The sequence below is a fragment of the Paraburkholderia caledonica NBRC 102488 genome, from assembly GCF_000685095.1.
In the GTDB taxonomy this organism is placed as follows: Bacteria; Pseudomonadota; Gammaproteobacteria; order Burkholderiales; family Burkholderiaceae; genus Paraburkholderia; species Paraburkholderia caledonica.
On the sequence record NZ_BAYE01000002.1, the window covers coordinates 191,465 to 218,421 of the forward strand.

26 protein-coding genes are annotated in these 26,957 nt (G+C 64.3%); 17 read left to right on the forward strand and 9 right to left on the reverse strand.

All coding sequences use genetic code 11. From position 1 onward, the window contains the following. Positions 1 to 18: 18 nt before the first annotated feature. The 4 genes from BCA01S_RS04720 to BCA01S_RS04735 all read right to left on the reverse strand — a co-directional run bounded on the left by BCA01S_RS04720 (position 19) and on the right by BCA01S_RS04735 (position 4,352). The gene (locus tag BCA01S_RS04720) at positions 19 to 1,134 is read right to left on the reverse strand and encodes a class 1 fructose-bisphosphatase (protein ID WP_027775927.1); all 1,116 of its coding nucleotides are present in this window, start codon (positions 1,132 to 1,134) and stop codon (positions 19 to 21) included. Positions 1,135 to 1,159: 25 nt separating this feature from the next. Then, positions 1,160 to 2,233 (reverse strand): CbbX protein, encoded by a 1,074-nt coding sequence (gene cbbX, locus BCA01S_RS04725; RefSeq protein ID WP_027775928.1) that lies wholly within the window; start codon positions 2,231 to 2,233, stop codon positions 1,160 to 1,162. Positions 2,234 to 2,314: 81 nt separating this feature from the next. Next, positions 2,315 to 2,743 (reverse strand): ribulose bisphosphate carboxylase small subunit, encoded by a 429-nt coding sequence (locus BCA01S_RS04730; RefSeq protein WP_027775929.1) that lies wholly within the window; start codon positions 2,741 to 2,743, stop codon positions 2,315 to 2,317. 109 nt (positions 2,744 to 2,852) lie between these two features. Next, entirely contained in the window at positions 2,853 to 4,352 is a 1,500-nt protein-coding gene (locus BCA01S_RS04735; RefSeq protein ID WP_027775930.1) for a form I ribulose bisphosphate carboxylase large subunit, read from the reverse strand. A 556-nt stretch (positions 4,353 to 4,908) separates the two neighbouring features. On the opposite strand from BCA01S_RS04735, the gene pqqA reads away from it, so the two are divergent. From pqqA to BCA01S_RS04745, 3 genes are all read left to right on the forward strand, one after another. After that, positions 4,909 to 4,983: a pyrroloquinoline quinone precursor peptide PqqA gene (gene pqqA / locus BCA01S_RS36875; protein ID WP_013342881.1), complete on the forward strand. Its 75-nt coding sequence runs from the start codon at positions 4,909 to 4,911 to the stop codon at positions 4,981 to 4,983. Positions 4,984 to 5,083: 100 nt separating this feature from the next. Next, positions 5,084 to 5,668, forward strand: coding sequence for a DUF447 domain-containing protein (locus BCA01S_RS04740; RefSeq protein ID WP_027775931.1), 585 nt, complete (start codon positions 5,084 to 5,086; stop codon positions 5,666 to 5,668). A gap of 65 nt (positions 5,669 to 5,733) precedes the next feature. Next, positions 5,734 to 6,477, forward strand: coding sequence for a (5-formylfuran-3-yl)methyl phosphate synthase (locus BCA01S_RS04745; protein WP_027775932.1), 744 nt, complete (start codon positions 5,734 to 5,736; stop codon positions 6,475 to 6,477). 63 nt (positions 6,478 to 6,540) lie between these two features. Here BCA01S_RS04745 and BCA01S_RS04750 read toward each other — a convergent pair whose 3' ends face one another. The 3 genes from BCA01S_RS04750 to BCA01S_RS04760 all read right to left on the reverse strand — a co-directional run bounded on the left by BCA01S_RS04750 (position 6,541) and on the right by BCA01S_RS04760 (position 9,489). Next, positions 6,541 to 7,131 (reverse strand): amino acid kinase family protein, encoded by a 591-nt coding sequence (locus BCA01S_RS04750; RefSeq protein WP_027775933.1) that lies wholly within the window; start codon positions 7,129 to 7,131, stop codon positions 6,541 to 6,543. Between the two features lie 103 nt (positions 7,132 to 7,234). Further along, positions 7,235 to 8,359 (reverse strand): hydantoinase/oxoprolinase family protein, encoded by a 1,125-nt coding sequence (locus BCA01S_RS04755; RefSeq protein ID WP_027775934.1) that lies wholly within the window; start codon positions 8,357 to 8,359, stop codon positions 7,235 to 7,237. Continuing rightward, entirely contained in the window at positions 8,356 to 9,489 is a 1,134-nt protein-coding gene (locus BCA01S_RS04760) for an ATP-grasp domain-containing protein (protein ID WP_027775935.1), read from the reverse strand. The genes BCA01S_RS04755 and BCA01S_RS04760 overlap by 4 nt, the downstream gene beginning before the upstream one ends. A gap of 13 nt (positions 9,490 to 9,502) precedes the next feature. Here BCA01S_RS04760 and BCA01S_RS04765 point away from each other — a divergent pair, with 13 nt between their 5' ends. The 12 genes from BCA01S_RS04765 (at position 9,503) to BCA01S_RS04820 (ending at position 21,071) form a co-directional block, all read left to right on the forward strand. Continuing rightward, positions 9,503 to 10,249, forward strand: coding sequence for a HisA/HisF-related TIM barrel protein (locus tag BCA01S_RS04765; RefSeq protein ID WP_027775936.1), 747 nt, complete (start codon positions 9,503 to 9,505; stop codon positions 10,247 to 10,249). Positions 10,250 to 10,553: 304 nt separating this feature from the next. Beyond that, positions 10,554 to 11,984: a molybdopterin-binding domain-containing protein gene (locus BCA01S_RS04770; protein ID WP_042317970.1), complete on the forward strand. Its 1,431-nt coding sequence runs from the start codon at positions 10,554 to 10,556 to the stop codon at positions 11,982 to 11,984. Further along, positions 11,981 to 13,681 carry a formylmethanofuran dehydrogenase subunit A gene (locus BCA01S_RS04775; RefSeq protein ID WP_027775938.1) on the forward strand — a complete coding sequence of 567 codons (1,701 nt, stop codon included), beginning with the start codon at positions 11,981 to 11,983 and terminating at the stop codon, positions 13,679 to 13,681. Before BCA01S_RS04770 ends, BCA01S_RS04775 begins: the two co-directional genes overlap by 4 nt. A 31-nt stretch (positions 13,682 to 13,712) precedes the next feature. After that, positions 13,713 to 14,672 carry a formylmethanofuran--tetrahydromethanopterin N-formyltransferase gene (fhcD, locus tag BCA01S_RS04780; protein ID WP_027775939.1) on the forward strand — a complete coding sequence of 320 codons (960 nt, stop codon included), beginning with the start codon at positions 13,713 to 13,715 and terminating at the stop codon, positions 14,670 to 14,672. Next, entirely contained in the window at positions 14,669 to 15,523 is an 855-nt protein-coding gene (locus tag BCA01S_RS04785; RefSeq protein ID WP_027775940.1) for a formylmethanofuran dehydrogenase subunit C, read from the forward strand. The genes fhcD and BCA01S_RS04785 overlap by 4 nt, the downstream gene beginning before the upstream one ends. A 15-nt stretch (positions 15,524 to 15,538) precedes the next feature. Next, on the forward strand, positions 15,539 to 16,102 hold the full coding sequence (locus BCA01S_RS04790; RefSeq protein WP_027775941.1) for a cytochrome b: 564 nt from the start codon (positions 15,539 to 15,541) through the stop codon (positions 16,100 to 16,102). A 35-nt stretch (positions 16,103 to 16,137) separates the two neighbouring features. Continuing rightward, the gene (locus BCA01S_RS04795; RefSeq protein ID WP_027775942.1) at positions 16,138 to 17,124 is read left to right on the forward strand and encodes an alpha/beta fold hydrolase; all 987 of its coding nucleotides are present in this window, start codon (positions 16,138 to 16,140) and stop codon (positions 17,122 to 17,124) included. Then, positions 17,121 to 18,041, forward strand: coding sequence for a pyrroloquinoline quinone biosynthesis protein PqqB (pqqB, locus tag BCA01S_RS04800; RefSeq protein WP_027775943.1), 921 nt, complete (start codon positions 17,121 to 17,123; stop codon positions 18,039 to 18,041). The genes BCA01S_RS04795 and pqqB overlap by 4 nt, the downstream gene beginning before the upstream one ends. A 43-nt stretch (positions 18,042 to 18,084) precedes the next feature. Continuing rightward, complete coding sequence (gene pqqC, locus BCA01S_RS04805) at positions 18,085 to 18,852, forward strand: pyrroloquinoline-quinone synthase PqqC (RefSeq protein WP_027775944.1); 768 nt, start codon at positions 18,085 to 18,087, stop codon at positions 18,850 to 18,852. Next, positions 18,849 to 19,118 carry a pyrroloquinoline quinone biosynthesis peptide chaperone PqqD gene (pqqD, locus tag BCA01S_RS04810; RefSeq protein ID WP_027775945.1) on the forward strand — a complete coding sequence of 90 codons (270 nt, stop codon included), beginning with the start codon at positions 18,849 to 18,851 and terminating at the stop codon, positions 19,116 to 19,118. Before pqqC ends, pqqD begins: the two co-directional genes overlap by 4 nt. Before the next feature lie 4 nt (positions 19,119 to 19,122). Continuing rightward, positions 19,123 to 20,325 (forward strand): pyrroloquinoline quinone biosynthesis protein PqqE, encoded by a 1,203-nt coding sequence (gene pqqE, locus BCA01S_RS34460; protein ID WP_042317973.1) that lies wholly within the window; start codon positions 19,123 to 19,125, stop codon positions 20,323 to 20,325. An 83-nt stretch (positions 20,326 to 20,408) separates the two neighbouring features. Then, positions 20,409 to 21,071 carry a response regulator gene (locus tag BCA01S_RS04820; RefSeq protein WP_027775946.1) on the forward strand — a complete coding sequence of 221 codons (663 nt, stop codon included), beginning with the start codon at positions 20,409 to 20,411 and terminating at the stop codon, positions 21,069 to 21,071. Here the strand turns inward: BCA01S_RS04820 and BCA01S_RS04825 are convergent. Beyond that, positions 21,041 to 22,063: a histidine kinase gene (locus BCA01S_RS04825; RefSeq protein WP_027775947.1), complete on the reverse strand. Its 1,023-nt coding sequence runs from the start codon at positions 22,061 to 22,063 to the stop codon at positions 21,041 to 21,043. The two genes, BCA01S_RS04820 and BCA01S_RS04825, sit on opposite strands and share 31 nt — an antisense overlap. Positions 22,064 to 22,267: 204 nt before the next feature. On the opposite strand from BCA01S_RS04825, the gene BCA01S_RS04830 reads away from it, so the two are divergent. Then, on the forward strand, positions 22,268 to 24,631 hold the full coding sequence (locus BCA01S_RS04830; protein ID WP_027775948.1) for a TonB-dependent receptor: 2,364 nt from the start codon (positions 22,268 to 22,270) through the stop codon (positions 24,629 to 24,631). A 74-nt stretch (positions 24,632 to 24,705) separates the two neighbouring features. Here BCA01S_RS04830 and BCA01S_RS04835 read toward each other — a convergent pair whose 3' ends face one another. Further along, complete coding sequence (locus tag BCA01S_RS04835; protein WP_027775949.1) at positions 24,706 to 25,827, reverse strand: YVTN family beta-propeller repeat protein; 1,122 nt, start codon at positions 25,825 to 25,827, stop codon at positions 24,706 to 24,708. A gap of 261 nt (positions 25,828 to 26,088) precedes the next feature. Between BCA01S_RS04835 and BCA01S_RS04840 the strand changes: the two genes are divergently transcribed. Then, the gene (locus BCA01S_RS04840; RefSeq protein WP_027775950.1) at positions 26,089 to 26,805 is read left to right on the forward strand and encodes a MotA/TolQ/ExbB proton channel family protein; all 717 of its coding nucleotides are present in this window, start codon (positions 26,089 to 26,091) and stop codon (positions 26,803 to 26,805) included. The last annotated feature ends 152 nt before the right edge of the window (positions 26,806 to 26,957 follow it).

Consider the following 26,957-nt stretch of genomic DNA (forward strand, 5'->3'; position numbering starts at 1 on the left):
AGCTTGGGCGTCTCGCGCTCAGGCGGTGAAACCCGGCAGAAAAAGCGAGCGGCGGCCAAAGAGCGGCGACGTGAACGGCCGATCCTCGCCACGGTCGTATTCGCCGTGATAGCGGCCAATGCGCTCCACTTCGTTGCGCGAGCCGAGAATCACCGGTACGCGCCCATGCAGCGCATGCGGCACCACGTCAAGAATGCGCTCGCGGCCCGTGATGGAAAGGCCGCCGGCCTGTTCGACCAGAAAGCTCATCGGGTTGGCTTCATACAGAAGCCGCAGGCGCCCTTCCATGACCGGCGTTTTCGAGTCGCGCGGATACATGAACACGCCGCCGCGCATCAGGATTCGATGCACCTCCGCGACCATCGACGCAATCCAGCGCATGTTGAAGTCCTCTGTACGGCAGCCCGTGCGACCGTCCTTGCATTCCTGCACATAGCGTCGCACGGGCGGCTCCCAGAAGCGTTCGTTCGACGCGTTGATGGCGAACTCGGCGGTGTTCTCCGGAATGCGAATGTTCGAATGCGTAAGCACGAAATTGCCGATCTCGCGCTCGAGCGTGAAGCCATGCGTGCCGTTGCCCACCGAGAGCACGAGCATCGTCGAAGGGCCGTAAATCGCGTAGCCCGCCGCGACCTGCTCGCGGCCCGGCCTGAGAAACGCGGATTCGCCGACCGGTCGATCCGTGTCGGCGGAACGCTCATCCACATTGCGCAGCACCGAAAAAATCGAACCGACCACGCCGTTGATGTCGATATTCGACGAGCCGTCGAGCGGATCGAACGCGAGCAGATAGTCGCCGCGCGGGTAGCCTTGCGGAATGGTGTAGACGCTCTCCATTTCTTCGGAGGCCATCGCGGCAAGCAGCCCGTCCCACTCGCACTGCTGCACGAAGATTTCGTTGGTGGCGACATCGAGCTTCTTCTGCTCCTCGCCATGTGTGTTGATGCTTTGCGCCGACCCGTAATTGCCGCCGAGCGCCCCCTTGGTCAGCATCGCGGAGATCGACTTGATGGCCGCGGCTACGTCGATCAGCAGCGCGGATAGCCCCGCGTTTTGTGCCGTTCCCGCCGTGCAAGGCTGGCGGTCGAGCGTGTCGATGAGAAACTTCGAAAGGGTCGTGCGTCCATCTTGCATGGCGATCTCCTGAGGTTGTTCTGGTTCAGCCTGGCGGCGCCGTCACGGCACGCGACGCAGCGGCGCCCGACTCATCGACGCCTACCGCACGAAAGCACGCGGACGGCTCGGCGTTTTGCGCGAGCGGCTCGGCGAATACGCGGCTTGCGCGAATGTCTTCGGCGGTAATGAGTGTCAACGCGGCCGCGTCGATCGGCGCGCCGCCCTGCATCGCCGCGGCGAAAAGACGATTCGCCTGGCGCAGCCGCGAGCGGTCCAGCGCGTTGCGCACCGAGCGTGCATTGGCGAAATTCGGCTGGCGGGTGCGCCGCGCGAGGTAATCCGCGAAAGCGCGCCGTGATTCGGCGTCGAAGCGGTAATTCAACGTCGAGAGCATGCGCTCGGCAATGTCGAGCAGTTCCGCGTCGCCGTAATCGGGAAACGTGATGTGATGCGCAATGCGCGAGCGAAAACCCGGATTACTTTCGAAGAACACTTCCATGCGCGACGCGTAGCCGGCGAGGATCACCACCAGATCGTCGCGCTGGTTTTCCATTGTCTGCAGCAGAATTTCTATGGCTTCCTGCCCGTAGTCCCGTTCGTTTTCCGGGCGATACAGGTAATACGCTTCGTCGATGAACAGTACGCCGCCCATTGCGCGCTTGAGCACATCGCGCGTTTTCGGCGCGGTATGGCCAATGTACTGGCCGACCAGATCGTCGCGCGTGACGGAGACAAGATGATTGCGGCGAATGTAGCCAAGCCGATGCAGCACCTCGGCCATGCGTAATGCCACCGTCGTCTTGCCGGTGCCGGGATTGCCTGAGAAGCACATATGGAGCGTCGGCGCGCCGCTCGCGAGACCGAGCGATTCGCGCGCCCGCTCGACGAGCAGATGCGCGGCGATCTCGCGAATGCGCGTTTTGACCGGCGCGAGGCCGACGAGATCGCGGTCGAGTTCCGCGAGCACCTCGCCGATGCCGGAATCGCGATAAAGCGCGGCGAGGTCGATATGCGGCGGCAACCCGCGGCTCGCGTGCTTTCCCGTGCGGTCGTCCGGTATGCCGTGCCCGGCTGCGGACGACGGTGCGTCGGCGTCAATAGCGGCAGCTTCGGTCATGCTTTCTCCCTCCGGTCATCACGCTTTAGTCACGCTTTAGTCACGCTTTCGCGGGACCTCGTTACGCTCTCGTCGCCACTATCAGCGAGTCGAACCGTAGCGCTCGCCCGATGGCTTGTCGCTCGCGTAGCCCGACAACCCATATCGCTGCACACGCCCGGGTCCATCACTACGCGTAAGCCGGAAACCCGGCTCGTCATCGGGCCGGTTGACGATGAACGACAGTCGCATCGTCTCGAATCCGCGCACCGAGTCGAACGCGTTGACCTTGATGTAGTGCTGCGGCCGCGCGGCGCGGCACGCCTTCACTTCCTGCAGCACGCCGGCCGCATCGTGCAGGTCGAACATCGGCAGCCCCCACATTTCCCAGTACGTATTGCGCGGATGCGGGTCGTCGGTGAATTCGACGGAACAGGCCCAGCCCTGGCCGAGCGCGTAGTCGATCTGCAAACCAATCTCTTCGTCCGTGAGTTCCGGCAAGAAAGAAAACGTACCTTGTGTAATGCGCATGACGTACCTCGCGATGGATTGACTGCAACGTTCAAACGGCGCACACGGTCTCCCGCGCAGTGCGTCGGCACTGCTGCGAACCTGCGCCAGGAATCTTTCGATGCGCCGCTTATGCCGCGGTCGGCGTGGCGGCGAAATCCGGTGAATCGGTCGATGCGTAGTTGAAGCTCACGTCGCGCCAGGTATCGAGCGCCTGCTTCAGCGGTCCGCACCAGCGCGCAGCGGCTTCCAGGATGTCCGGCCCTTCGTGACGAATGTCGCGTCCCTCGTTACGCGCTTTCACCATTGCCTCGAGTGCGACGCGATTGGCCACGGCGCCCGCCTGAATGCCACCAGGGTGCCCGATGGTGCCGCCGCCGAACTGCAGGATCGCGTCGTCGCCGAACAGGTCGAGCAGTTGATGCATCTGTCCTGCGTGAATGCCGCCCGAGGCCACCGGCATTACTTTGCGCAGGCCCGCCCACGGCTGCTCGAAGAAAATGCCGCGCGACAGGTCGACGTCGTTGCGCGCCTCGCGGCACACGTTGTAAAAGCCCTGCACAGTCAGCGGATCGCCTTCGAGCTTGCCCACCGCCGTGCCCGCATGCGCATGGTCGACGCCCGCCATGCGCAGCCACTTCGCGATCACGCGAAACGAAATGCCGTGATTGCGCTGACGCGTGTACGTGCTGTGCCCCGCCCGATGCAGGTGCAGAATCATGTCGTTCCTGCGAGCCCAGCGCGACATCGACTGAATCGCGGTCCAACCGATCACGAGGTCGATCATCACAATGCATGAACCCAGTTCCTTTGCAAATTCGGCGCGCTCATACATGTCCTCCATCGTGCCCGCCGTCACATTCAGGTAGTGGCCCTTGACCTCGCCGGTCTCCGCTTGCGCGCGGTTCACCGCCTCCATGGAAAACAGGAAGCGGTCGCGCCAGTGCATGAATGCCTGCGAGTTGATGTTCTCGTCGTCCTTCAGAAAATCGAGGCCGCCGCGCAAACCTTCGTACACGACGCGGCCGTAGTTCTTGCCCGATAAACCGAGCTTGGGCTTGACGGTGGCGCCCAGCAACGGGCGGCCATACTTGTCGAGCCGCTCGCGTTCCACGACGATTCCGGTCGGCGGTCCCTGGAAGGTCTTCAGATAAGCAACAGGTATGCGCATGTCTTCGAGCCGCAGCGCTTTCAGCGGTTTGAAGCCGAATACATTGCCTATGATCGACGCCGTCAGGTTCGCGATCGAGCCTTCTTCGAACAGATCGAGTTCATACGCGATGTACGCAAAGTACTGCGGCTCGGCCGCGTTCGACGCCGGCACCGGATCGACGCGATACGCTTTTGCGCGGTACATGTCGCACGCAGTCAACCGGTCGGTCCACACCACGGTCCATGTTGCCGTCGACGATTCGCCGGCCACGGCCGCCGCAGCCTCTTCCGGATCGACGCCCGGTTGCGGCGTGATGCGAAAGAGTGCGATCACGTCCGTGTCTTTCGGCGTGTAATCCGGTTGCCAGTAGCCCATCTCGCGATACTTCATGACGCCGGCGGCATAGCGCTCGCGCGCATTGCCCGCATCGCGCGGCTTGTGCAGGGACTCGATCACCGGTTGACTGAAATCGTTCATGACGTATCCTCGATTGTGAACAGGCGCGCTGCCGGAAGAACGAAGCGCTTGACTGCACTGTAGGCAAGGACGTCATGGTTGAGAATTCACGATTTTATTTGGCAGACTTAATCGATCCATTATCAATCGCACATCGTGGAGCACGCTTTCAGCAAGTGCGAAGAAAGGAACCTGTCATGCACTCGTCTGCAAAGTTGCTTCGGTGAAATCGCGGCGTAAGCATGACGCCTGTTCCGGCTCCTGAACGGCAACCGAAAGTGTGAAGCCGCACGCGCGCCGTAAGTGACACGCGCGTCAGGGTCTTTCGTGCGCGGTGGAACACTTTGCTGCATTATCGGAACAGTGCGCCGCGCAAGAATCTCATGCGGCGCCCATGCCGCACGGGCCTGCCTGCCGCCGTTATTCGGCGAACGCTGTATTGCGGCGCCGCATAGGCTGCTCCAGTCTTCGTTGCCGGTCCGGCACGGAGCTTGCGTAGTCGATCAAGCCAATGCAGCCCGGCAGTGTGTCGGGCCGACGGCGCAACGCTGTATCAACTCGATGGAGGAAGCACCTTATGCAATGGACGACTCCGAGCTACACCGATATGCGTTTTGGTTTCGAAATCACGATGTATATCGCTACGCGTTAAAGCCCGCATGGGCCGCGTAATGCGGCCCCTCTGCGGATCGATTGTTAATCGTTAGCTGAACGGGCGGCCTAGAGCGCTGCCAGGACACGCGTTCCCATCCATGATTCACGAAACGATCGTCACTACGGCAGCGTGCGATGGCCGTCCTCATGTCGCGCCGATGGGAGCCCGTTACGAGGGCGAGTTCGTCATTCTCTCGCCGTTCCGTCCGTCCGTGACGCTCGACAATATCGTCGCCTCGCGCGCGGCGGTCCTCAATTTCACTACCGATGTCCGCGTTTTTGCCGGCTGCGTCACGCATTGCGCGACCGATTGGCCGACGCTAGCCGCAAGCCACGTGGCAAGCGTGCGGCTCGCCGAGTCGCTCGCGCATGCCGAACTGGAACTCGATGAATTGCGTGACGACAACGAGCGCCCGGTACTGCGGATGAAATGCGTGTACCGCGAAACGCATGCGCCGTTCGCCGGTTTCAACCGCGCGCAGGCCGCCGTGGTGGAAGGCGCAATTCTCGTGAGCCGGCTCTTCATGCTGCCGGCCGACAAGGTCGATCGCGAAATGGCCTATCTGCAGATCGCCATCGACAAAACAGCCGGCGACGCCGAACGCACCGCGTGGGGCTGGCTCACCGCCGCGATCGCGCGGCACCGCGAACGTCTTGCGTCGCCGGGTGGCCAGGCCGCCTGACCTGTATTAGTTGCGTATCAGTTGCGTACTACTCGCGTTTTTCCCGCTTTTTTCGGAGAACACCGATGACCGCATTGCTTGCGAGCGTCCGCTCGTACGACGAAGCATTGGATGCCGCCCGCGCAGGCGCCGACCTGATCGACCTGAAGGAACCGCATGCAGGCGCGCTGGGCGGACTCGATATCGGCGACATCTCGCGGATCGTGCGCGAGCTTCGCGCCCGTTATCCGGTCAAGCCGATTAGCGCGACGATCGGCGATTTGCCCGCGGATGCGCTGAATGAGATCACCGCGCGCGTGATCGAAGTGAGCGACACCGGCGTCGATTATGTGAAAGTAGGCGTGACGCCTGGACCGGCCGCCCGCCGTTGCCTCGAACAACTAGGGAACCTGCCGGCGGCTGTCGTGCCGGTGTTACTTTGCGATGGCGGCATGAACAGCGAGTTGGCCGCTCACGCGGCGTCGCTCGGCTTTGTCGGCGTAATGTTCGACACCTCCGCCAAAGACGGCAGCACGCTGTTCGATCATGTGGACACCGACACGCTCGGGCGATGGCTGCGGCTCACGCGCGAACGAGGCGGAATGTGCGGCATTGCCGGTTCGCTCGGCTGGGCGCAGTTGAAGCAGATTCGCGCGCTCGCCCCTGATGTGGCGGGTTTTCGAACCGCGTTGTGCGTCGACGGCAGGCGCTCCCGGCTCGATCCGCAGCGCGTCGCGCAATGGGCGGACGCATTGCATCGCGGCTCAGGCGATATTGGCGCGGCCGGTATGGCGGCGGATCGGGCAGCGGCCGGCGCGGTCCGCGTGTAGCACGCTGCATGGGCTATCGTCGGCTGGATCGGCAAGCTCAACCACCTCTGCGAGGCAGCTCAGTCAGATGACCGGCGTATTCAGCAACCGGTCGCGCATCAGTTCGACATTGTCCTTATTGAACAGCTCGACGACGTAGTTCGCCTCATTCACGTAATCGACAAAGCTTCGGTCTACCACGCCTGCGGCTGCAAGCGTCTCGAGCCGTTCGTTTCCCGAGATCGGGCATGACTTCACGACGATCAGCCGCTCGGCGTTAAGCATTGTCGAGAGCCACGCGGCGAGGCTGTCGGAGGTCGTGTCCCAATTGCTCATCGCGTCGGGCGTGTCGCGCATCAGCGCAGTCGGCACCCACACGGCGACGTGGCCGTCGCGCAGCGCGCGACGGATCTTCGCCTCGCTCGATGCGAGCACGAGTTCGGGCAAGACGCCTTGCATGAGGAGCGCGTATTGCGTCATGGCGAGCAAACACATGTTGTGCGCGGCGAGATCGTCGAAGCTCCACTCGCTTTGGTACTGCCGCACCTTGTCCGCGAAATCGCCGCCGCCCGGAACGATGACGACGCGCCCGCCCCCCACTTCGCATAGCTCGATGAGCCATTGGCGCAGCGCCGGCTCATGACTCAGGCTGCCCCCGATCTTGACCACCCACATGATCGTTGTCCTCGTGTGCGATTAACCTCGTTTGCTTGTCCGCTTGCCTGCTGGCCCGCCTGTTTGCTCTTTGCGCCCGCCTCCTCCGGATGTCTCGCGTGGTTCATGCGGCGCGTGTAGCCGCATCGACGCTTCGAACGCCGCCGCCGGCCTGCGCATAGTGCATCGCCGCGAGCAGCCCCACCGCCACGCTCGGCGCACACGTCGCTATCCAGTCCGCCTGATCGGCCGCGCCTCCCGCGAGCGAGCCGAAATCCATATAGCCGCGCGCCTCTTCACGCGCGAGCGCCGCCGCCAGAAAGCGTCCACAGCCAGCGCCCACGAGCGGTGCGGCGGCAAGCTCGGGATGCGCCGCCGTCACGCGTGTCAGGTTGGCACCGATCTCGCGCAGCTGCAGTTCGCGCCAACGCTGCGCGAACGCGCGCCATTCGGCGGGGCTCGCTTCATGGGCGTCGCGGCCGATCATCCGCGCGAGCCGCCTTCTGCTCGCGAGTTCGTCTTTTGGGCCGTTGTCGGCGCTCGGGTAAAGGTCGTATTGCGGCGCGAGTTCGCCGGTAAGGCGGTAGACGTCTGCCGTGGTTGCGAACCATTCGTTCATCACGTTGACCGCCGACCCGCCGAACTCGATGCGCTGCGCGATCGCGCACAACGGCGTGCGCACGACGCCCTGATAGACGAGTTCACCGGTCGCGAGCCGCCCGGCATCCGTCGATGCGCGCGCAACGACTCGCCCGTTCGCAAGCGGAATGATGTCGGTCGTCGTGCTGCCGATGTCGATCAGCAATGCATTCGGTACGCGCGTCGCTATCCAGCGAGCGGTCGCCAGCCAGTTAGCCGACGCGACGCTGCGCCAGCCGGCCGCGCAGGTCTGCGCCGTCAACCAGCCAGACTCGCCCGCATAGAAAGCGACGCGCGGCCCGAGCCGCTGCGCGAGCGCCGCTGCGATTGCCCGCACGCCTTGTGCGCGGTCCTCGAAAAGATCGACCATCTCGCCCGTCATCGTCACGGCGTGCCGCGCCGCATAGGTTTTCGCGACCGGCCAGCGTTCGAACACGAGGTCGATGGTGCGTTCGAGATGTTCGAGCCCTTGCCACAACGGGCAAGCCCACTGCGCGACCTCGAGCACGACGCCGCTCGCATCGTTCATCGACACCTTGACGTGCGCGCCGCCGACGTCCCAGCCGAACCCCGGCGCGGCGCTCACGGAGTTCATGCGCGGCGCGTTCATGGCCGAACTCCGCAAAGAGGCCGGGCATCGTGAGCGCGCGCCGCCGCGGCCGCAGGTCGGTCGGCTGTTGCCGATTCGCCCGGCCCGCGCGACTCACCTGATTGGCCGGTTTCACGGGTTTCACCGGTTTCGCCCAGCTGAACGCGCACGCCATGCGCCGCCAGCAACGCCGCCGCGAGATTGCCACCCAGTGCGGCCGAAAGGCCTGCATAAGCCACGGTCAGGCGCGGATTGACTTCGATGACGACCGGCCCACGGGACGGATGCCACACCACGTCGATGCCCGCAAAGCCGCGCAGCCCAGGCATCGCCATCGCGACGCGTTTCGCAAGCTCGCGCAGCGCCTCGCCCTGCTCGCCCGCCGTGTCGATCTGATTGACCACCACACCGTCGAATTCGACGATGCGCGCATGCTGCCCATGCGCCTTGCCTTCGCTCAAGCCAATCTGCTGCCGGTTGATGCTGACCAGTTCGACGCGCTCGCCATCGCAGATCAGGGAAAGACTGAGCGGCTCGCCGTCGACCCACTCCTGCAAAACCGGGTTGCGCCCCTGCGCCGCGCGTGCGTCGAATTCGGCGCAAGCTTGCGCGAAATCGTCGAACAGGAATGTGTCGAGTCCGCCCGCACCGTCGTCGGGTTTGACGACCCATTTGTTGCCCGTGTGGGTCACCGCCTGTTCGGGTTCGATGGCCGGCGTGGTCGCGATGCCGTGCGCCGCCAGACAGGCTGCCGTCGCGCTCTTGCTCGACGCGACGCGAATCGCCTCCTTCGCACAGCCGAGCCAGCGCGCCGCGCCGACCGCGTCGTACAGATGCAGCAGCAAGCCGTCGCATTCCGGCGCAATGATGCAAGCGAAGTCGTGCTCGCGGGCCACCCGCGCGACGAAGGCCGTCATCGATTCACCGGGCGCGGCCATACAATGAGCCAGCGCGGGATCGACGGTCTCGAAGCGCGAAGTCGCGAAGCTGACCTGAACGCCGTCGATTTCGCGCAGGTCCGCGACCAGCGCGTCGCGCATCACGCGGCCTTCTACGATCAGCGCGCTCAGGTCGGCGAGGCTGCCCGCCCCGGCAAGCGCGGGGTCGATGCCGCCGCCGGTGAGATACTCGAAGACAAAGATCTTGGTCAAAGGATGCGCCCCTATGCAGGTGATACCGGTTCTCGATCTGCTCGACGGCCACGTCGTTCGCGCGGTGCGCGGCGAACGGACTGCCTATCTGCCGATACGCTCGTCGCTGACGGCCACCAGCGAACCGCTTGCCGTGGCCCGCGCGCTGCTTGCTGCGAGCGGCGCGCGCACGCTCTATATCGCCGACCTTGGCGCCATCCTGCAACAGGGCGCTCACGTTCAAACGCTCACTGCTCTGCGTGCCGCGCTGCCGGGCATCGACATCTGGCTCGATGCTGGCTACACCGACTACGCGTCGATGCTCGCGCTCTTCGACCGTATCGACGCAGGCAGCCAGCCCGCGACCCACGATCTGGCGACGCTCGTGCCGGTGTTCGGCACCGAATCGCTGCAAGACCCGCAAGCCCTTCGCGCCGCCGAAACCGCCGGGCTCTCGCCGCTACTCTCACTCGACCATCGCGCCGGTCAACTGCTGACAGCCACAACACCTTCCGACATCTCGACACTCACGCCCGCGTCGTGGCCGCGCAGAGTCATCGCGATGACGCTCGATCAGGTTGGCAGCTACGACGGCCCGGATCTCGCCACCTTCGAGCGCGTTCGCGCCATTGCTCCAGCCAATACGGACGTGATCGGCGCAGGCGGGATTCGCCATCGTGACGACATCGAGGCGGCGGCTCGCACCGGCGCAAGCGCGTGGCTCGTGGCCTCTGCGCTGCACGACGGCCGCGTCGGCATGCCGCTCGCCACGTCTACGTAGGCGAGCAAAACAAGTTCCATGCCAATCGGCGAACGGGGTGTGGTGGTAAACAAACGGCAAGCTTTGTCGAGCTTTAATGAGCCGCGCGTGACACTCTGCTCCAGAACGACACACAACCTGTGCGCTGCGTCAGACTTGCGCGGCCTGTGGTGATCAGGTCGTGCGCCCTCGGCCCTTGGTCGCACTTCGCCCAGTCTCCGCGATCTACCTCGCAAGCGCTTGCATAGGCCGCCGGAGCGCTGCGTGCCGCCGCTCACGCTGTGCACTCCAACGCATCGGCATGGAGCTTGCTAACTTTCGCCCCATGCACCTCCCGCCCACTGACCCGTCGACGACCATGCCTTCAGGCGCGGCCCACGTGCCCGCCGCGTCGATCACACGCGACTGGACCTGCCCGTTCTGTCCGCTGCTATGCGACGACCTCGCGATCGAATCGCGTGGCGACGCAACGCTCGCCGTGCATAACACCGACTGCCCTCGCCTATTGCAAGCGCTCGCATGCTACGGCGCTGCAGATGAGCACTGCCGTGCGAGCGTTGACGGACATGACGTGGAACTGGACGCAGCGCTCACTCATGCGGCGCGGATTCTGTCGTCGGCCCGGCGTCCGCTGTTCGGCGGACTGACGACCGATGTGGCCGGCGCGCGTGCGTTATACACGCTTGCGGCAGGCTGCGGCGCGATCCTCGATCATCAGCATGGCGATGCGATGAGCGCGGCCACGCTCGCCCTGCAGGACCGCGGTTCGTTTTTCACGACGCTTTCCGAAGTGCGCTCCCGCGCCGATCTGCTGATATTTTTCGGCTGTCAGCCGTCGCGCCGCTATCCGCGCTTCTTCGCCCGCACGATTGAAGGAACCGACACGGCGCGCGAACTGGTGTTCGTCGGCTGCGAGCCCGATCCTGCGGCAAGCCGCCTCGCTAACACGCGAGTCGAGGCAATCCTGCCGGACGCCGATCCGTTCGATACGCTCGCGCTGTGGTCCACCATCAGCGACGCGCGTGCGCCAAACGCATTCACTGAAGACATTGCAGATGCGCAGGACTCGAGGCAGTCGCTCGATGTGTTGCAGGCGCTTCAGGCTCGCATCGCGGCGGCGCGCTACACCGTGTTCGTTTATGAGCCCGCTTCGTTGCCCGCCCCGCATGCGGCATTGCTGATCGAAGCGCTGAACCGGATCGTCAAGGCGTCGAATCTTAACTCGCGCGCAGGCGGCCTCGCGCTCGGCGGCGATGGCGGCGCGCTGAGCGTCAATCAGACCGTCACGTGGCTGTCGGGGCTGCCGCTTCGCACGCGGGTCTCGAAGCCGGCACGCAGCGCCGGCACCGCACCGCTCGATCACGACCCCTACCGCTATCGCACCGAAAGGCTGCTCGCCGATGGCGAAATCGACGCGCTGCTGTGGGTCGCCAGTTTTGCGCCGCCCGCATGGCCGGAAGCATTGCCTCAAAACATGCCGACCATTGTGCTCGGCCACCCCGCTCTCGCGCAAACCGCGGCGGCGCGTGGCGAGGGCACCGTGTTCATTCCGGTCGCCACACCTGGCGTCGATAGCGGCGGGCATCTGTTCCGGGTCGATAGTTCGGTGGTGATGCCGCTCGCCGCCGCGCGCAGCGCGCCACTTGCCACGGTCGCGACCGTGGCGGCGCAGCTTGCCGCGCGGATGCCCAGCGGCTTCCCGGCGCCTGTTTCTGTGCCACCCTTCGCGCAACCCGCCGCGCAGGTGCGGCCATGACGCTGATCCGGCTCAAGGGCGGCACGGTTTTCGATCCAGCCAACGGCGTCGACGGCGAGCGCCGCGACCTGGCCATTCGCGACGGCCGCATCGTCGATGTACCTGCCAACGTCCCGGCCGACAGCGAATACGACGCCACCGGCATGATCGTGATGGCGGGTGGTATCGACATGCATTCGCATATTGGCGGCGGCAAGACGAATCTGTCGCGCCTTCTGCTGCCCGAGGATCACCGCGACGACCCCGTGCGCGACGCAGCCTATGAGTCCGTGCAGGACGGGAACGGCCGCTATCTGAGGCTGCCTTCGTGCGGCGTCTGCGCGCCCGGCACGCTGGCAACCGGCTACCGCTACGCGGAAATGGGCTACACCGCAGCGTTCGAGCCGGCGATGATGCCGTCCAACGCGCGGCACACGCACCTGGAAATGGGCGACACGCCGATCATCGATCACGGCGCCTACGTGATGCTTGGCAACGACGAACTGTTCCTGCAGATGCTCGCCGCGCGCGACGACTTCGAGCGCCTGCGCGACTATGTCGGCTGGACGATTCATTCAAGCAAGGCGCTGGGCGTCAAGGTCGTGAACCCCGGCGGCATTTCCGCCTTCAAGTTCAACCAGCGCGCGTTGGATGTCGACGAACCGCACGTGCATTACGGCATCACGCCGCGCGACGTGCTGCACACGTTGACGCGCGCGCTGACCGAGTTGCGCGTGCCGCACCCGCTGCATGTGCATGCGAGCAATCTCGGCGTGCCCGGCAACATCGATTCGACCATCGCGACGATGGACGCCGCCGACGGTCTTCCCGTCCACCTCACCCATATTCAGTTTCACAGCTATGGCGTGGAAGGACCGCTGAAATTCTCGTCGGGCGCGCGCCAGATCGCGGAGGCCGTGAACGCGCGGCCGAACGTGTCGATCGACGTCGGCCAGATTATCTTTGGCCAGACCGTGACGGCCTCCGGCGACACGATGATGCAGTTCCGCAATGCGCCGCTCGCCCGGCCGCACAAGTGGGTGGTGGGCGACATCGAATGCGATGCCGGGTGCGGCGTGGTGCCGTTCCGCTATCGCGAGCAGAGCTACGTGAATGCATTGCAGTGGATCATCGGGCTGGAGATTTTTCTTCTCGTGGACGACCCGTGGCGCGTCGCCATGACCACCGATCACCCCAACGGCGGCCCCTTCACGAGCTATCCGCATCTGATCCGTCTTTTGATGGACAAGTCGTTTCGCGATGAACAACTGGCGAGGCTGCATGCCGAAGCACAAGTGGCGAGTGCTTTACCGCAACTGACACGCGAGTTTTCGCTGTACGAAATCGCAATCATCACGCGCGCGGGACCGGCGCGCCTGCTCGGCTTGCGCGACCGCGGCCATCTCGGCGTGGGCGCGGCGGCGGACATTGCCGTCTATCGCGACGATCCGGACCGTGAACGGATGTTCACGTCGCCCGCTTACGTGTTCAAGGACGGCGAGCTGGTGGCACGCGACGGCACGCTCGTCGCGACGCCGACGGGCGGCATCCACTTCGTGTCGCCGGAATTCGACCGGGGCATCGAGAAGCGGATTCGCGCCTACAGCGAAAAAAATCTCGCGAGCAACTTCGCGCATGCAGCGATCAGCGACGACGAAATCTGCAACTGCTGCCGCGGCGGCAAGCTGCTGCCGGTCGAATGCTTTGCGCACGGTTGACATGGCTGATCTGAACAGCGACCCGCACACGATGAGCGACACGCCGACCCTGCAAATCAACGGCACCACGATTGACGCCACTTTCGCGGAAGCGTTTCCGATGAAGGCGACGCGGCTCGTCATCACCGCGCACACGCCCGCGTGGGCGATGAACGCGGCGCGCTCGCTGACGGGTTTTGCGACCTCGGTGATCGGTTGCGGCTGCGAGGCCGGCATCGAACGCACGCTCGAGGGCGACGAAACACCAGATGGACGGCCGGGCGCCGCTGTACTGCTGTTCGCCGTGTCGTCGAAGGAACTGGCCAGGCAGATCGAACGGCGTGTCGGGCAATGCGTGCTCACTTGCCCGACCACCGCCGTGTATCGCGGCATCGATCCGGAAACGAGCCGAGCGCCGCTCTCCGATCTCGCACCGCTCGGCAAAAACCTGCGTTTTTTCGGCGACGGCTGGCAGATCTCGAAGATGCTCGGCGACACGCGCTACTGGCGAGTGCCGGTGATGGACGGCGAATTCGTCTGCGAGGAAACCGCGCCCACCGTGAAGGCGGTGGGCGGCGGCAATCTGATTCTTCTCGCACGCGATATCGACGCGGCGCTGGCTGCTGCCGAAGCGGCCGTCGCCGCGATGCGCATGTTGCCGAACGTGATCATGCCTTTTCCGGGCGGCGTCGTGCGTTCGGGTTCGAAGGTCGGCTCGAAGTACAAAGGCGCCACCGCGTCCACGAACGACGCGTTCTGTCCGACGCTCGCGGGCCTGTCGGCGCACAGCGAACTGAGCGCGGAAGTGCGCTGCGTGCTCGAAATCGTGATCGACGGGCTCACCGAAGCGGACGTCGGCGCGGCGATGACGGCGGGCATCGTCGCAGCCGCCGGACTGGGACGCGCGGCGGGCCTGCTGCGCGTGTCGGCGGGCAATTACGGCGGCAAGCTCGGTCCCTACCACTTCCATCTTCACCAACTGGCGGCCGGTCTCGGCGGGAGCGGCGCATGAGTGTCGTGACCACGTTGCGCGTCAAAACGGCGCCGGGCTTTCGCGTCGACGCCTCGGCGTTGCTGCCGGCATCGCTCGCGGCGCTCTCCATCGCGGACGTCGAGCGCATCGTGCTGCCCGCAGGCAACGACAGTTACGCCGTCGGCGATGTATTCGACGTCTCGCGCAGCGGCGAAGCGGCGGCGTCGGACGAAGCGGGCCAGGGCGGCGCCGACTGCGCCCTGATGATCGAAGACGCCGGACCGTGGCTCGACCGCATCGGCGCGCGAATGACGCAAGGCCACCTCATCGTGGGCGGTTCGGTAGGCGATCAATGCGGCTTGCAGATGGCCGGCGGCGTGTTGCGAATTGACGGCGACGCGCGCCATTTCACCGCCTGCGAAATGCGCGGCGGACGGCTCACGGTGGCGGGCAATTGCGGCGATTTCGCGGCGGGCGCGCTCGCCGGCGACATGGAAGGCATGACGGGCGGCACGCTGACGATTCACGGTAACGCCGGCGCGCGGCTCGCCGACCGCATGCGCCGCGGGCTCGTGCTGGTCGGCGGCAACGCGGGCGATTTCGCGGCGTCGCGGCTCGTCGCGGGCACCATCGGCATCGCCGGTCAACTGGGCGCACACTATGCGTATGGGATGAGGCGCGGAACCCTGCTGCTCGCCCAGCGTCCCACCAGTGTGCCGCCCACCTTCACCGACGGCGGCCGTGGTTTCGACGTATTCTGGTCTCTGCTCGTGCGCAGTCTCGCCAGCGAGATTGCACCTTTCTCACAGTGGCGCGCGGCCCGTCTGCCGCGCCGCTATGCAGGCGACGTCGCCGTCGACGGACGGGGCGAGATCCTCGTGGTGGGCTAACCAAAGGAGGCAGACATGACGACCGCGCATTCTTCTTCCGCGCCCTCACGCGCCGGCGCAGCACCGCGCTACGCCGGCTCGATGATCGCACTGCATTGGCTGATCGCCTTCGGCATCATCGGCCTGCTCGCGCTCGGGCTGTATATGGTCGGACTGCCGAAGGGCCTGCCCGTCAAGGCGACGCTTCTGAACCTTCACAAGTCCATCGGACTGACGGTTTTCCTGCTGGTGCTTCTACGCATCGTGGCGCGTGTGGCCTTTCATCGGCCGCCCCTGCCGCCGATGCGACCGTGGCAACGCGCCGCCGCGCGCACTACGCAGGGCCTTTTATACGTGGCAATGGTGGCAATGCCCGTGTCGGGCTATCTGGGCTCGTCGTTCAACCGCTATGGAACGCGCTTCTGGGGTATCCCGCTGCCCAAGTGGGGCTGGGACGACGCGGGGCTGCGCGAACTGTTCTTCGGCATTCATGAAGCGACCGCCTATGTGCTGATCGCGCTGATCGTGTTGCATGTGGCCGGCGCGCTCAAGCATCAATGGATCGACCGTGACAATCTGCTCGCGAGGATGTTGCCATGAGGCGCCCCCGCTCAGCTACGCAAATGCACACACGTATGCACCCGCAAGCCGTGCCGACTGTGCACGCGCTGCGCACGCGCGACGCTCACTGCGTGTCGTTCACGGTGGCCGGAGCCGCCGACGGCGTGCCCGTCGTCGTATTGCACGGTGGTCCCGGCAGCGGTAGCCAGCCCGACGCAACCCGGCTCTTCGACTTGACGCGCTTCAAAGTCGTGCAGATCGATCAGCGCGGCACCGGTCGCTCGACGCCTCGCGGCGGCGTGCGCCACAACCGCACGGATCTGCTGATCGAAGACATTGAGACGGTGCGTATACGGCTCGGCATAAAACGGTGGGGCGTGCTCGGCGGCTCGTGGGGCGCGGCACTTGCGCTCGCGTATGCGGGGCGGCATCCGCAATCGGTGACGGGCGTGGTGCTGCGCGGCCTCTTTCTCACATCGGCGCGCGAGGTTCGCGGCCTCTTCGTCACGTCGCGCAAACGCGCGCCGCATGCATGGGCGAAGCTGTGTGCCGCCGCACGTTGCACGCAGCCTGCAGAATTGCTCGCGCGCTGCGCCGCACGCTTGCGACGCGGCGGCGCGAGTGACGCGCAGCAGCGGACGCTCGCGCTCGCGTGGCGCGGCTATGAAAACGCGGTGCTTGCCAGTGCAAGCACGCGACGCAAGCTCGTGCCAGCCAGAAGCTCACATAAGGAGAGCCGCAAGCTGGTCGATAAATATCGCATTCAGGCTCATTACCTGACGCATCGTTGCTGGCTTGGAGAGACACAACTGCTGTCGCTCGCGCGCCGCGCCGCCGCGGCTGGCGTGCCGATCGCCGCCGTGCACGGCTCACGCGATCCGGTGTGTCCGCCGGACAATCTGCGCCGGCTCGCGCGGGCCGTGCCTGCCGCACATGTCGAGCGCGTGCGTGCGGGTCACCTGGCAAGCGATCCCGCGTTGCGCGAACGCGTGGCTGATGCGCTCGCGGCCATGTTTCTTCCATCTACTCACGAGGGGCGCACGCTGCGCCGCGCGGCATGAAAATCAAGGTCTTGGGCTCGTCGGCGGGCGGCGGCTTTCCCCAGTGGAACTGCAACTGCCGCAATTGCGACGGCGTGCGGCGCGGCACGCTGAAAGCGACGCGCCGCACTCAATCGTCGATTGCGATCAGCGCGAACGGCGAGGACTGGCTGCTCGTCAATGCGTCGCCCGATCTGCTCGCGCAAATTGCCGCAAACCCCGAACTGCAACCGGCTCGACGCGCGCGCGACAGCGGCATTGCGGCGGTGCTCGTCATCGACGCGCAGATCGATCACGTCACCGGCCTGTTGATGCTGCGCGAACGCGACACGCCGTTGCCGCTCTATGCGACCGATGCGGTCTGGCAAGACCTGACGAGCGGCTTTCCGATCGCGCCGATGCTCTCGCACTACTGCGGCGTCGAACATTGCCGCATCGCTCTGGACGGCGCGCCGCTCGCCGTCGACGCGTTACCCGGCGTGCAGATCCACGCGTTGCCGCTCTCCAGCAAGGCGCCACCCTACTCGCCGCATCGCAACGCGCCGGAGCGCGGCGACAACATCGGGCTCGTCATCACGAACCGGCAGACAGGCAAGCGCGTGTTTTACGCACCGGGCCTCGGCGCGATTGAAACACACGTGCTCGATGCGATGCGCGACGCGGATCTGCTGCTCGTCGACGGCACACTGTGGACCGCCGATGAAATGATCCGCCTCGGCCTCTCGAAGAAAACCGCGGCGGACATGGGTCATCTGCAGCAATCCGGTCCTGGTGGCATGATCGAAGTACTGGACTCGCTTGGCGAGCAGCAGGTCCGCAAGGTACTGATCCACATCAACAACACGAATCCGATTCTCGTCGAGGACGGCGCGGAGCGCCGTATCCTCATGGAGCACGGCATTGAAGTTGCGTACGACGGCATGACGTTCGAACTATGAAGCGTGCGCAGGAAGCACTGACTGCGCACGAACCGGAGATCGCATGAACGCGAAAGACACCTTGAGTGCAGCACCGCGCAACGCCGCGCAGAGCGGCGAACAGCCCGGCGGCGGAAAGCCCGGCGACGAAGCCTGGACGCGCGAGGAATTCGAAGCGCAGTTACGCGCGAAGGGCACGGCGTATCACATTCACCATCCGTTCAATGTGAAGATGAATAGCGGCGGCTGCTCGCGCGAACAGATTCGCGGCTGGGTAGCGAACCGTTTCTATTACCAGATCAATATTCCGCTGAAAGACGCAGCGGTGCTGTCCAATTGTCCGGATCGCGAGACGCGCCGCCGCTGGGTGCTGCGCATTCTCGATCACGACGGCTATGGCGACGAGGAAGGCGGCATAGAAACATGGGCGCGTCTTGGCGACGCGGTCGGCCTGTCGCGCGACGAACTGTGGTCGCTCAAGCATGTCACGCCGGGCGTGCGCTTTGCCGTCGACGCATACGTGAATTTTGCACGCCGCGCTCCATGGCAGGAATCGGTGTGTTCGTCGCTGACGGAAATGTTCGCGCCGCAAGTGCATCGTGACCGGCTCGCAAGCTGGCCCGAACACTACCCGTGGATCGAAGCCTCCGGCCTTGCGTATTTCCGCTCACGCATCACGCTCGCGCAGCGCGACGTGGAGCATGGTCTCCAGGTCACGCTCGATCATTTCACGCGGCGCGAACAGCAGGAACGTGCGCTCGAGATTTTGCAATTCAAGCTCGACATTCTGTGGACCATGCTGGACTCGATCGAAAAGGCTTTTCCACAATGAACGACATGTCCAACGCGGAACGTCCCGCCCTCAACAAGCTGTTTCGCCTGCAATGGGAACCGGCGCAAGACGCTCACGTGCTGCTCTATCCGGAAGGGATGGTGAAGCTCAACCAGAGCGCGGCAGAAATCCTCAAACGGTGCGACGGCACGCGCGACATGAACGCGCTGATTGCCGATCTCGAGCAGGCGTTCAACGCCACCGGACTCGGTCCCGAAGTGCGCGCATTCGTCGCTGACGCGCATTCACGTGGATGGCTGGAGTAGCGCGATGACCGATCTTTCGCAACCCGTTGCCGACGCACGGTCTCAAGCCGTGCCGGACGGCGTCGCGCCGCCGCTGTGGCTGCTCGCGGAGTTGACCTACCGCTGCCCGCTGCATTGCGCGTTCTGCTACAACCCGGTCGACTACACCGATCACAGTCGCGAACTCAGCACCGAGCAATGGCTCGGCGTGCTGCGCGACGCGCGCGCGCTCGGCGCCGCGCAACTCGGGTTTTCGGGCGGCGAACCGCTGGTGCGGGACGATCTCGAAGTGCTGGTCGAAGAAGCACGGCGGCTCGGGTTCTACACGAATCTGATCACGTCCGGCATCGGTTTGACCGACAAGCGCCTCGGCGATCTGAAGGCAGCCGGTCTCGATCACATTCAGCTGTCGTTTCAGGATTCGACGCAGGAACTCAACGACTTTCTGAGCAGCACGCGCACGTTCGATCTGAAACAGCGGGTTGCCGCGTCGATCAAACGGCACGGCTTTCCGATGGTGCTGAACTGCGTACTGCATCGCTACAACCTGCCGCACGTCGACAAGATCATCGACATGGCGCTCGCGATGGGCGCCGAATATCTGGAACTCGCGAACACGCAGTACTACGGCTGGGCGCATCACAATCAGGCTCAACTGATGCCGACACGCGAGCAACTCGACGAAGCAGAAGCCGTGGTGGAACGTTATCGACGCACGCATGGCGACCGGTGCAAGATTTTCTTCGTCGTGCCTGACTACTTCGAACGACGCCCCAAGCGCTGCATGAACGGCTGGGGCGCGGTCTTCCTTGGCGTAGCGCCCGACGGCGCAGCGCTGCCGTGCCACGCCGCGCGCGGTCTGCCCGGACTCGTGTTGCCGAACGTCAAAGAGACGCCGCTGCGTGAGATCTGGTACCACAGCGACGCGTTCAACCGCTTTCGCGGTCTGCAGTGGATGAAGGAACCGTGCCGCAGTTGCGAGGAGAAGGAGCGCGATCTCGGCGGCTGTCGTTGCCAGGCGTATCTGCTCACCGGCGACGCAGCCAATGCCGACCCGGTTTGCGACAAGTCGCCGTCGCATGAAAAAGTGGTGAACGTCACGCGCCTGGCGTCAACGGCAAGCGCGCCGCGTGAGCAACCGATCCTGTTTCGGACCGACGCAAACTCGCGCAAGCTTCTGGCTGCGCAAGCGGCGGGCAAGCCGCATGACGGCGGCCATCACGAGTAAGTTGCAAGGGACAGTGCTGCAGGGAACCGGAGTAACGCGCTGAAGTGCGAACTCTGATCGACCGCATTGCATGGAGGCTGAACATGGCAGGGGCGGACATTTCAGTGTTGCTCGTCGACGATCACGCCGTGGTGCGCGAAGGCTACCGGCGTCTGCTCGAAGTGAGTGCCGACGTGCACGTGTGCGGCGAGGCGGCCGACGCCACCCTCGCCTATCAGCGCTTTTGTGCGTTGCGGCCCGATGTCGTCGTGATGGACGTGTCGCTGCCGGGAGCAAGCGGCATCGAGGCGATGCGGCGCATGCTCGCGCGCGAGCCCGATGCCCGGGTGCTGATTTTCAGCGTGCATGAAGAAGCGATTTTCGTGCGCCGCGCGCTCGACGCCGGCGCGCTCGGCTATGTGACCAAGGCCAGCGCTCCCGATGTACTCGTGGAAGCGGTTCGCACGATCGCGAGGCGCGTGAGCTATCTGAGCCCTGACATCTCGCAGGCGCTCGCACTGCGCAACGCCTTCAGCGAAGGCCCGCCTGGGCGGCAGTTATCCGCGCGTGAATTCGAGGTGCTGCGTCTGCTCGTACAGGGTTACACGCTGCCGAGCATCGCCGAAAAACTCGGTCTTAGCCAGAAGACGGTGGCCAATCATCAGTCGGTGATCCGGCAGAAGTTCGGTGCCGACAACGGCGTTCAACTCGCGCAAATGGCAAGCCGCCTCGGTCTTCAGTTCACCGGTTCGGCAAGCCCCGCCTGAGCGGGCACGCGCGCGCAAAACAGGAAGCCGCCTTCGGGCTTGCTCGCCACATGAAATTCGCCGCCGAGCGCCTCGACGCGCTCGCGCATGCCGATCAGGCCGAGGCCGTCGCGCGGTGCATTCAGATCGACGCCGGGTCCGTCGTCGGCCATGGTCACGACGATTTCGTCGATCGGTTCGTTCGCCTTCGCAGTGTCTTTTGCCATGTGCGCTTCGCGCGGTGCGCGCACCATGAACACCTCCACGCGCGAGTTGCGCGCAAACTTCGAGACGTTCGTCAGCCCTTCCTGCACGAGCCGGTAAAGCGTAATCGTCAACGCGTCACTGAGCCCCGAGTAATCGCCTTCTATTGTCAGCGAGAACGACGCATCAGGCAGCCGCTCGCGCCAGCCGTCGATGCAATGTTCAAGCGCACTCGGCAAGCCGAATTCATCCAGACCGATAGGCCGCAGCCGCCGGATCATGCCGCCGATCTGCCGGTACACATGGCTCGCGCTCTGCATCAGACCGAGCGATATACGATGAACCTCAGGTTCACGCGCCGCTGATAGATCGCGGATGCGCGCCGCGTCGAGTGAAATTGCGTTCAGGTATTGGCCGAGTTCATCGTGCAGTTCCCGCGCGAGATGGCGGCGCTCGATCTCCTGCGCCTGCAACGCCTGATTGCCGAGACGCCGGTTGTCGGCCAGCAGACGTTCGGCCTGTTCTTCCAGCGCGCGGCGATAGGCAAGCTCGCGGCGCGTCTCGCGATAGCGCCGCCACGCGAACCAGGCGAGGCCCAAAGAGAGCACGCACAGCGTGCCCGGCAATTCGTCGAGCTGGAAGCGCTCCAGACCTCGCGTCCAGCGATAGGCGTGCTCGCTGGCATCGAACACCGAGCTCAGCACCGCAGCCAGCGTAGTCAGCGCGAGCACACATGCGAGATCGCGCGGAACCGTCGAATGGGATGGCTCGCGGCGGGCTGACGAAGTTTTGGAGGAATCGCTCGACATCACGTTTGCATTCTACTCAGGCCGGTCGGACACGAACTCTGGTTGCAACGAGTTAGGGAACGCTTCCTCGCGATTTCGGGAAAAGCTCCCGAGCTCCCGCGCGATGGCGCATGCGAAGCTTTGCACACCTTGAAAGAAAGCGCTACGCATGCCGCAACGCGGCTGCGCCACAAAGAAAGCGTCGCCCCGGCAGGAGACAGAATAATGAATATCGCATCACGCGTGCGCCGTTCCGATACCGTGCTCAATCTACGGCGACGCGCCGGCCTGACGCTGGGATTCGGCAGCGCGCTCGCGAGCATTTCGGTGGGCGCGTGGGCTGATGGGCAACCGGCGGCCGGTATATCGGCATCGGCAACGGCATCGGCGGAAGTTGTGGAGACGGGTGCGGACGGCGAGGCAACCACGCTCGCGCCGGTCGTGGTGGTCGGCACCACGCCGCTACTCGGCATCGGCACACCGCTCGCTCAGGTGCCGGCCAATGTGCAAACGGTCCATGCGCAAGACATCGCGCAACAGCACCGCAGCACGCTCACCGATTACTTCGCGAAGAATCTGCCGAGCGTCGATATCGCCGATGCGCAAGGCAATCCGTATCAGATGAACGTCAACTATCGCGGCTTCACCGCGTCGCCATTGCTCGGCACACCGCAAGGCATTTCGGTGTTCGTCGACGGCGTGCGCGTGAACGAGCCGTTCGGCGACGTGGTCAACTGGGACGTGCTGCCGCAGCAGGCCATCGACACGATTCAGCTCATCCCGGGTTCCAATCCGACCTACGGCCTGAACACGCTCGGCGGCGCCCTTGCTATCACCACGAAGAACGGCAAGACGAGCCCCGGCGGGGAGGCCGAAGTGGCGCTCGGCTCGTGGGGCCGCAAGACCGCGCAGATCGAGCAAGGCGGCACGATCGGACACAACCTCGACTACTACGTGACCGGCAACGTGGCCAACGACAACGGCTGGGCCGAACAGAATGCAAGCCGCGTGCGCCAGATCTTCGGCAAGCTGCGTTATACCGATGCGGACACGACGCTGTCGCTGTCGGCGGGTGGCGCGGACAACGATCTGCACGGCACGCAGACCATTCCGCGTTCGTTTCTTGGCAACCCGAAGCAGCCGTACACCTATCCCGACCAGAACCTGAACACGGCGGGCTACCTGACGCTCTCCGGCGAACACTACTTCAGCGACAACGTGGAACTGAGCGGCAATGCGTACTACCGGCATTTCCGCAACAGCAACCTGAGCAGCAACACCAATCCGAACTTCGGCTCCATCGGGGACGACGGCGACGTCGACACCACGCAGGCGACCAACGAAAAATCAGTGGTCTCGACCGAGAGCTACGGGGCGAGCCTGCAGCTCACGTTGCTCGGCAAACTCGGCAGCATGGAAAATCAGTTCGTGGCCGGCGTGTCGGCGGACATTGCAAATTCGCGCTACACGGAATCGTCGCAAGACGCGGTGTTCACCGACTCGCGCGCGACGCTCGGCATCGGCGATTTCACGCAGCAGACCGCGGCGAAAACGCATAACGGCAACTACGGCATCTACATGCAAGACACGTTGTCGCTGACGAAGCAATGGTCGCTGACGCTTGCGGGCCGCTACAACTGGGCCGATGCCACCATCGGCGACTCGAGCGGCCTTCAGCCGCAGTTGAACGGACACCATACGTTTTCCCGCTTCAATCCGGCAGTCGGCATCAACTGGAATCCGACTTCGACGTTCACGGCCTATGCCACCTACAACGAAGGCATGCGCTCGCCCACCGCGATCGAACTCGCCTGCGCGGACCCCGCCGCGCCCTGCTCGCTGCCGAATGACTTCGTGTCCGACCCGGCGCTGCAACCAGTGATTTCGAAGACCTTCGAGTTCGGCGCGCGCGGACGGGTCGGTCAGGCGACGACATGGAGCGCGGCCGTCTATAGAACGACGCTCGATAACGACATAGAGTTCATCAGCAGCAACGGCGCCGCGAGCAATCGTGGCTTCTTTCAGAACGTCGGTCGCACGCGCCGGCAAGGCTTCGAGCTTTCCGGGCGCAGCCAGCTGGGTCCACTCGCCGTGACGGCGAGCTACAGCTATATCGACGCCACCTACCGGTCGGCCTGGACGGAGAGCAGCCCGAGCAATTCGAGCGCGGACGCGAACGGCAACATTGATGTGAAGCCGGGCGACCATCTTCCCGGAATTCCGGCGAACACGGTCAAGCTGCAGCTCGACTATGCGGCCACCGCAAAGTGGAAGGTTGGCGCGAACCTCACGTGGCGCGGCGGCATCTATGCACAGGGCGACGAAAACAACCAGGACGTCAACGGCAAGATCGCCGGCTATCTGCTGATCGATCTGGATACGTCGTATCAGGTGACCAAACAGTTGCAGGTCTTCGCGAACATCACGAACCTGCTCGACAAGCGCTATGCAAGCTTCGGCACGCTAGGAGAGAACTTCTTCAACGGCCCCAGCCATACGTTCGACGGCGCGAACCCGAGCAACGAGCAGTTCGTCGGGCCAGGCGCGCCGCGCGGGTTCTGGGTCGGCCTGCGCTATGCGTGGAAATGACACGATGCGACACGATGCATACGCGAGGCGGTGACACATGACGGACCTGTCAACGCCTCGCAAATGAACGGCGGTCAGCGCGATTCGATCGAGCCGTCGCTATGCGGATAAGTAACGATGCCCCATGCGAGCGGCAACTGGCCGATTTGCGTAATCGGCTGATAGCTGCGCGCATCGAGCACATAGACCGCATCCGAGCGCCCGCAGGCCACCAGCAGCTTCGCGCCGTCCGGCGTAAAGCTGAAGTGCCAGCAGCGTTGTCCCACCGGAACGTCGGCGAGATGCTCGTAGCTGTGGCCGTCGAACACCTGGACCGTCTTGTCGCGCGCCGCGGCGACGAAGAGTCTCTTGCCCTCCGGACCGTATGCCACCCCGTATGGACCCAGCTTGGTATCCACGGTCCGGACGACCTTGAACGTGTGCGCGTCGATGACGACCAGCTTGCTCAACGACTCGAGCGTGACCACGTATTCCTTGCCGTCCGGCGACAGGCGGATGCCGCGCGGACGCCCGCCCGCCGCGAGCTTCACGGTTCTGAGCGGTGCTCCGGTGCGCGCGTGATAGACGGAAACCGTGTCGTCGCCTTCGTTCGTGACGAGCATGCTCTTGCCGTCGCGCGAAAACTCTATGCCCTCGGTTTCGTGACCGCTCGTCACCGAACGCACCACGCGCCAGGTTTTCATATCGACGATCGCGATCTCGGCGGGCGGCTTGTTGGCATCGTCATCGTCGTCGGCATGCGGTTTGTTGCCTGACTCGTTGGCCGGCTTGCCGGGCTGCGCGTTCGCGGCGGGCGGCCCGCCGTCTTCGCCCGGCTCGTATGTCACATACGCATAGCCGTTGTGCACACGCACAAACTCCGGATTCTTGCCGATTTTCACGCGCTGCACGACTTCCCCGGAAGCCGTATCGATGACGGCGAGGTCGCCGGTATTCTTGTTGGCCACCAGGAGGCGCGATCCATCCGCATTCAGGCTCAGCCCGCGCGGGCCGCCTTCGCCGACAGGAAACGTCCTCGTTAGCGTCATCTTGTCGAGGTCGATCACGCCGACACCGGCCTTCTCGCTCGTCACATAAGCCGTTGGCGCCGCGGCTAGCGCCGGGGCGGCCGCGAATGCGGCAAAGACAGCCGCGGCAGCCGCAGCTAAAACGATGGGACGTCCCCCTGTTGTTATACGAACGCGTGTCTCCAGCATATTTTGTTACTCCGTTGTGAAAGCGCTGTACCGCGCAGGCCCGGCATTCAAGCAAAGTAGTTCATTAAAGGAACGTTTGACAACGCAGAGGGGCAGGAAATTTTCCCGAATTGACTCAGCAGCTGCAGTATCCGTTCTAAAACGCCGCTCCGCAGCGGAGAATGAATGCGCAGACTCGACGATGCGGCGCACGTCGCCTGCTTGTAGTCCGCTAGTCGCCTGCGTTTCGCTTTTCATGCGAAGCGACTTGAAGGAAACGGTATGCAGCACTATGGTGTCGCGAACGTCTGGCAGAGCGGCGATCTCGTCACACGCGCGATCCTCGGCACGCTTTTCATCATGTCCATCGTGTCGTGGACGGTCATCGTCGTCAAGCTGTGGCACGTCGTGCGCATCAAGCGTGTGACCGGCCGCACCGACGCATTGTTCTGGCAAGCGGACAGCTTCGAACACGGGCTCAAAGACCTGGGCGGCCTCGATAGTTATGTTGGCGACGCATCGGCGGCAGTCCTGCGCGACAATCCGCTTCTGGCGCTTGCTGTGGCCGCCGCGGAAGCCGCGGCTCATCACCGGCAAAACAGGCCGCATCTGCAAGACCGCATCGGCGTGTCGGACTGGATCGCGCGCCGCCTGCAGGGCACCATCGACGACATCATCGCCCATATGCAAAGCGGTCTCGCCGTGCTGGCGTCGATCGGCAGCACCGCGCCATTCGTCGGCCTCTTCGGCACCGTGTGGGGCATTTACCATGCGCTGATCGTGATCGGCGAAACGGGACAGGCGTCGATCGATCATGTTGCCGGACCTGTCGGCGAGTCGCTCATCATGACTGCATTCGGGCTCTTTGTCGCAATACCCGCGGTGCTCGGGTACAACGGCCTGACGCGCGCGAACAAGTCGATCGTCACCCGGCTCAAGCGCTTTGCGCATGGACTGCACGCGTACTTCGTCACCGGCCTGCAACTGCCGCGCGCGTGACGCGATAGCGCACGAGCCTGTACTCACGCGGCGCGCGCGCAGCGTTGAAAGCCGTTAAAGGATCGGTTATCACGGTCCAAAGAAACTCTGAGTTCAAATTGCCGTGCCGCTCCGCTATCGTGACTGCATCCCAGCGACATGCATGACGCCGC

What these genes read in the sequence shown, in the direction of transcription:
- BCA01S_RS04720 (WP_027775927.1), bottom strand. Translation starts at nt 1,134, where the DNA reads ATGCAAGATGGACGCACGACCCTTTCGAAGTTTCTCATCGACACGCTC.
- cbbX (WP_027775928.1), bottom strand. Translation starts at nt 2,233, where the DNA reads ATGACCGAAGCTGCCGCTATTGACGCCGACGCACCGTCGTCCGCAGCC.
- BCA01S_RS04730 (WP_027775929.1), bottom strand. Translation starts at nt 2,743, where the DNA reads ATGCGCATTACACAAGGTACGTTTTCTTTCTTGCCGGAACTCACGGAC.
- BCA01S_RS04735 (WP_027775930.1), bottom strand. Translation starts at nt 4,352, where the DNA reads ATGAACGATTTCAGTCAACCGGTGATCGAGTCCCTGCACAAGCCGCGC.
- BCA01S_RS04740 (WP_027775931.1), top strand. Translation starts at nt 5,084, where the DNA reads ATGATTCACGAAACGATCGTCACTACGGCAGCGTGCGATGGCCGTCCT.
- BCA01S_RS04745 (WP_027775932.1), top strand. Translation starts at nt 5,734, where the DNA reads ATGACCGCATTGCTTGCGAGCGTCCGCTCGTACGACGAAGCATTGGAT.
- BCA01S_RS04750 (WP_027775933.1), bottom strand. Translation starts at nt 7,131, where the DNA reads ATGTGGGTGGTCAAGATCGGGGGCAGCCTGAGTCATGAGCCGGCGCTG.
- BCA01S_RS04755 (WP_027775934.1), bottom strand. Translation starts at nt 8,359, where the DNA reads ATGAACGCGCCGCGCATGAACTCCGTGAGCGCCGCGCCGGGGTTCGGC.
- BCA01S_RS04765 (WP_027775936.1), top strand. Translation starts at nt 9,503, where the DNA reads ATGCAGGTGATACCGGTTCTCGATCTGCTCGACGGCCACGTCGTTCGC.
- BCA01S_RS04770 (WP_042317970.1), top strand. Translation starts at nt 10,554, where the DNA reads ATGCACCTCCCGCCCACTGACCCGTCGACGACCATGCCTTCAGGCGCG.
- BCA01S_RS04775 (WP_027775938.1), top strand. Translation starts at nt 11,981, where the DNA reads ATGACGCTGATCCGGCTCAAGGGCGGCACGGTTTTCGATCCAGCCAAC.
- fhcD (WP_027775939.1), top strand. Translation starts at nt 13,713, where the DNA reads ATGAGCGACACGCCGACCCTGCAAATCAACGGCACCACGATTGACGCC.
- BCA01S_RS04785 (WP_027775940.1), top strand. Translation starts at nt 14,669, where the DNA reads ATGAGTGTCGTGACCACGTTGCGCGTCAAAACGGCGCCGGGCTTTCGC.
- BCA01S_RS04790 (WP_027775941.1), top strand. Translation starts at nt 15,539, where the DNA reads ATGACGACCGCGCATTCTTCTTCCGCGCCCTCACGCGCCGGCGCAGCA.
- BCA01S_RS04795 (WP_027775942.1), top strand. Translation starts at nt 16,138, where the DNA reads ATGCACCCGCAAGCCGTGCCGACTGTGCACGCGCTGCGCACGCGCGAC.
- pqqB (WP_027775943.1), top strand. Translation starts at nt 17,121, where the DNA reads ATGAAAATCAAGGTCTTGGGCTCGTCGGCGGGCGGCGGCTTTCCCCAG.
- pqqC (WP_027775944.1), top strand. Translation starts at nt 18,085, where the DNA reads ATGAACGCGAAAGACACCTTGAGTGCAGCACCGCGCAACGCCGCGCAG.
- pqqD (WP_027775945.1), top strand. Translation starts at nt 18,849, where the DNA reads ATGAACGACATGTCCAACGCGGAACGTCCCGCCCTCAACAAGCTGTTT.
- pqqE (WP_042317973.1), top strand. Translation starts at nt 19,123, where the DNA reads ATGACCGATCTTTCGCAACCCGTTGCCGACGCACGGTCTCAAGCCGTG.
- BCA01S_RS04820 (WP_027775946.1), top strand. Translation starts at nt 20,409, where the DNA reads ATGGCAGGGGCGGACATTTCAGTGTTGCTCGTCGACGATCACGCCGTG.
- BCA01S_RS04825 (WP_027775947.1), bottom strand. Translation starts at nt 22,063, where the DNA reads ATGTCGAGCGATTCCTCCAAAACTTCGTCAGCCCGCCGCGAGCCATCC.
- BCA01S_RS04830 (WP_027775948.1), top strand. Translation starts at nt 22,268, where the DNA reads ATGAATATCGCATCACGCGTGCGCCGTTCCGATACCGTGCTCAATCTA.
- BCA01S_RS04835 (WP_027775949.1), bottom strand. Translation starts at nt 25,827, where the DNA reads ATGCTGGAGACACGCGTTCGTATAACAACAGGGGGACGTCCCATCGTT.
- BCA01S_RS04840 (WP_027775950.1), top strand. Translation starts at nt 26,089, where the DNA reads ATGCAGCACTATGGTGTCGCGAACGTCTGGCAGAGCGGCGATCTCGTC.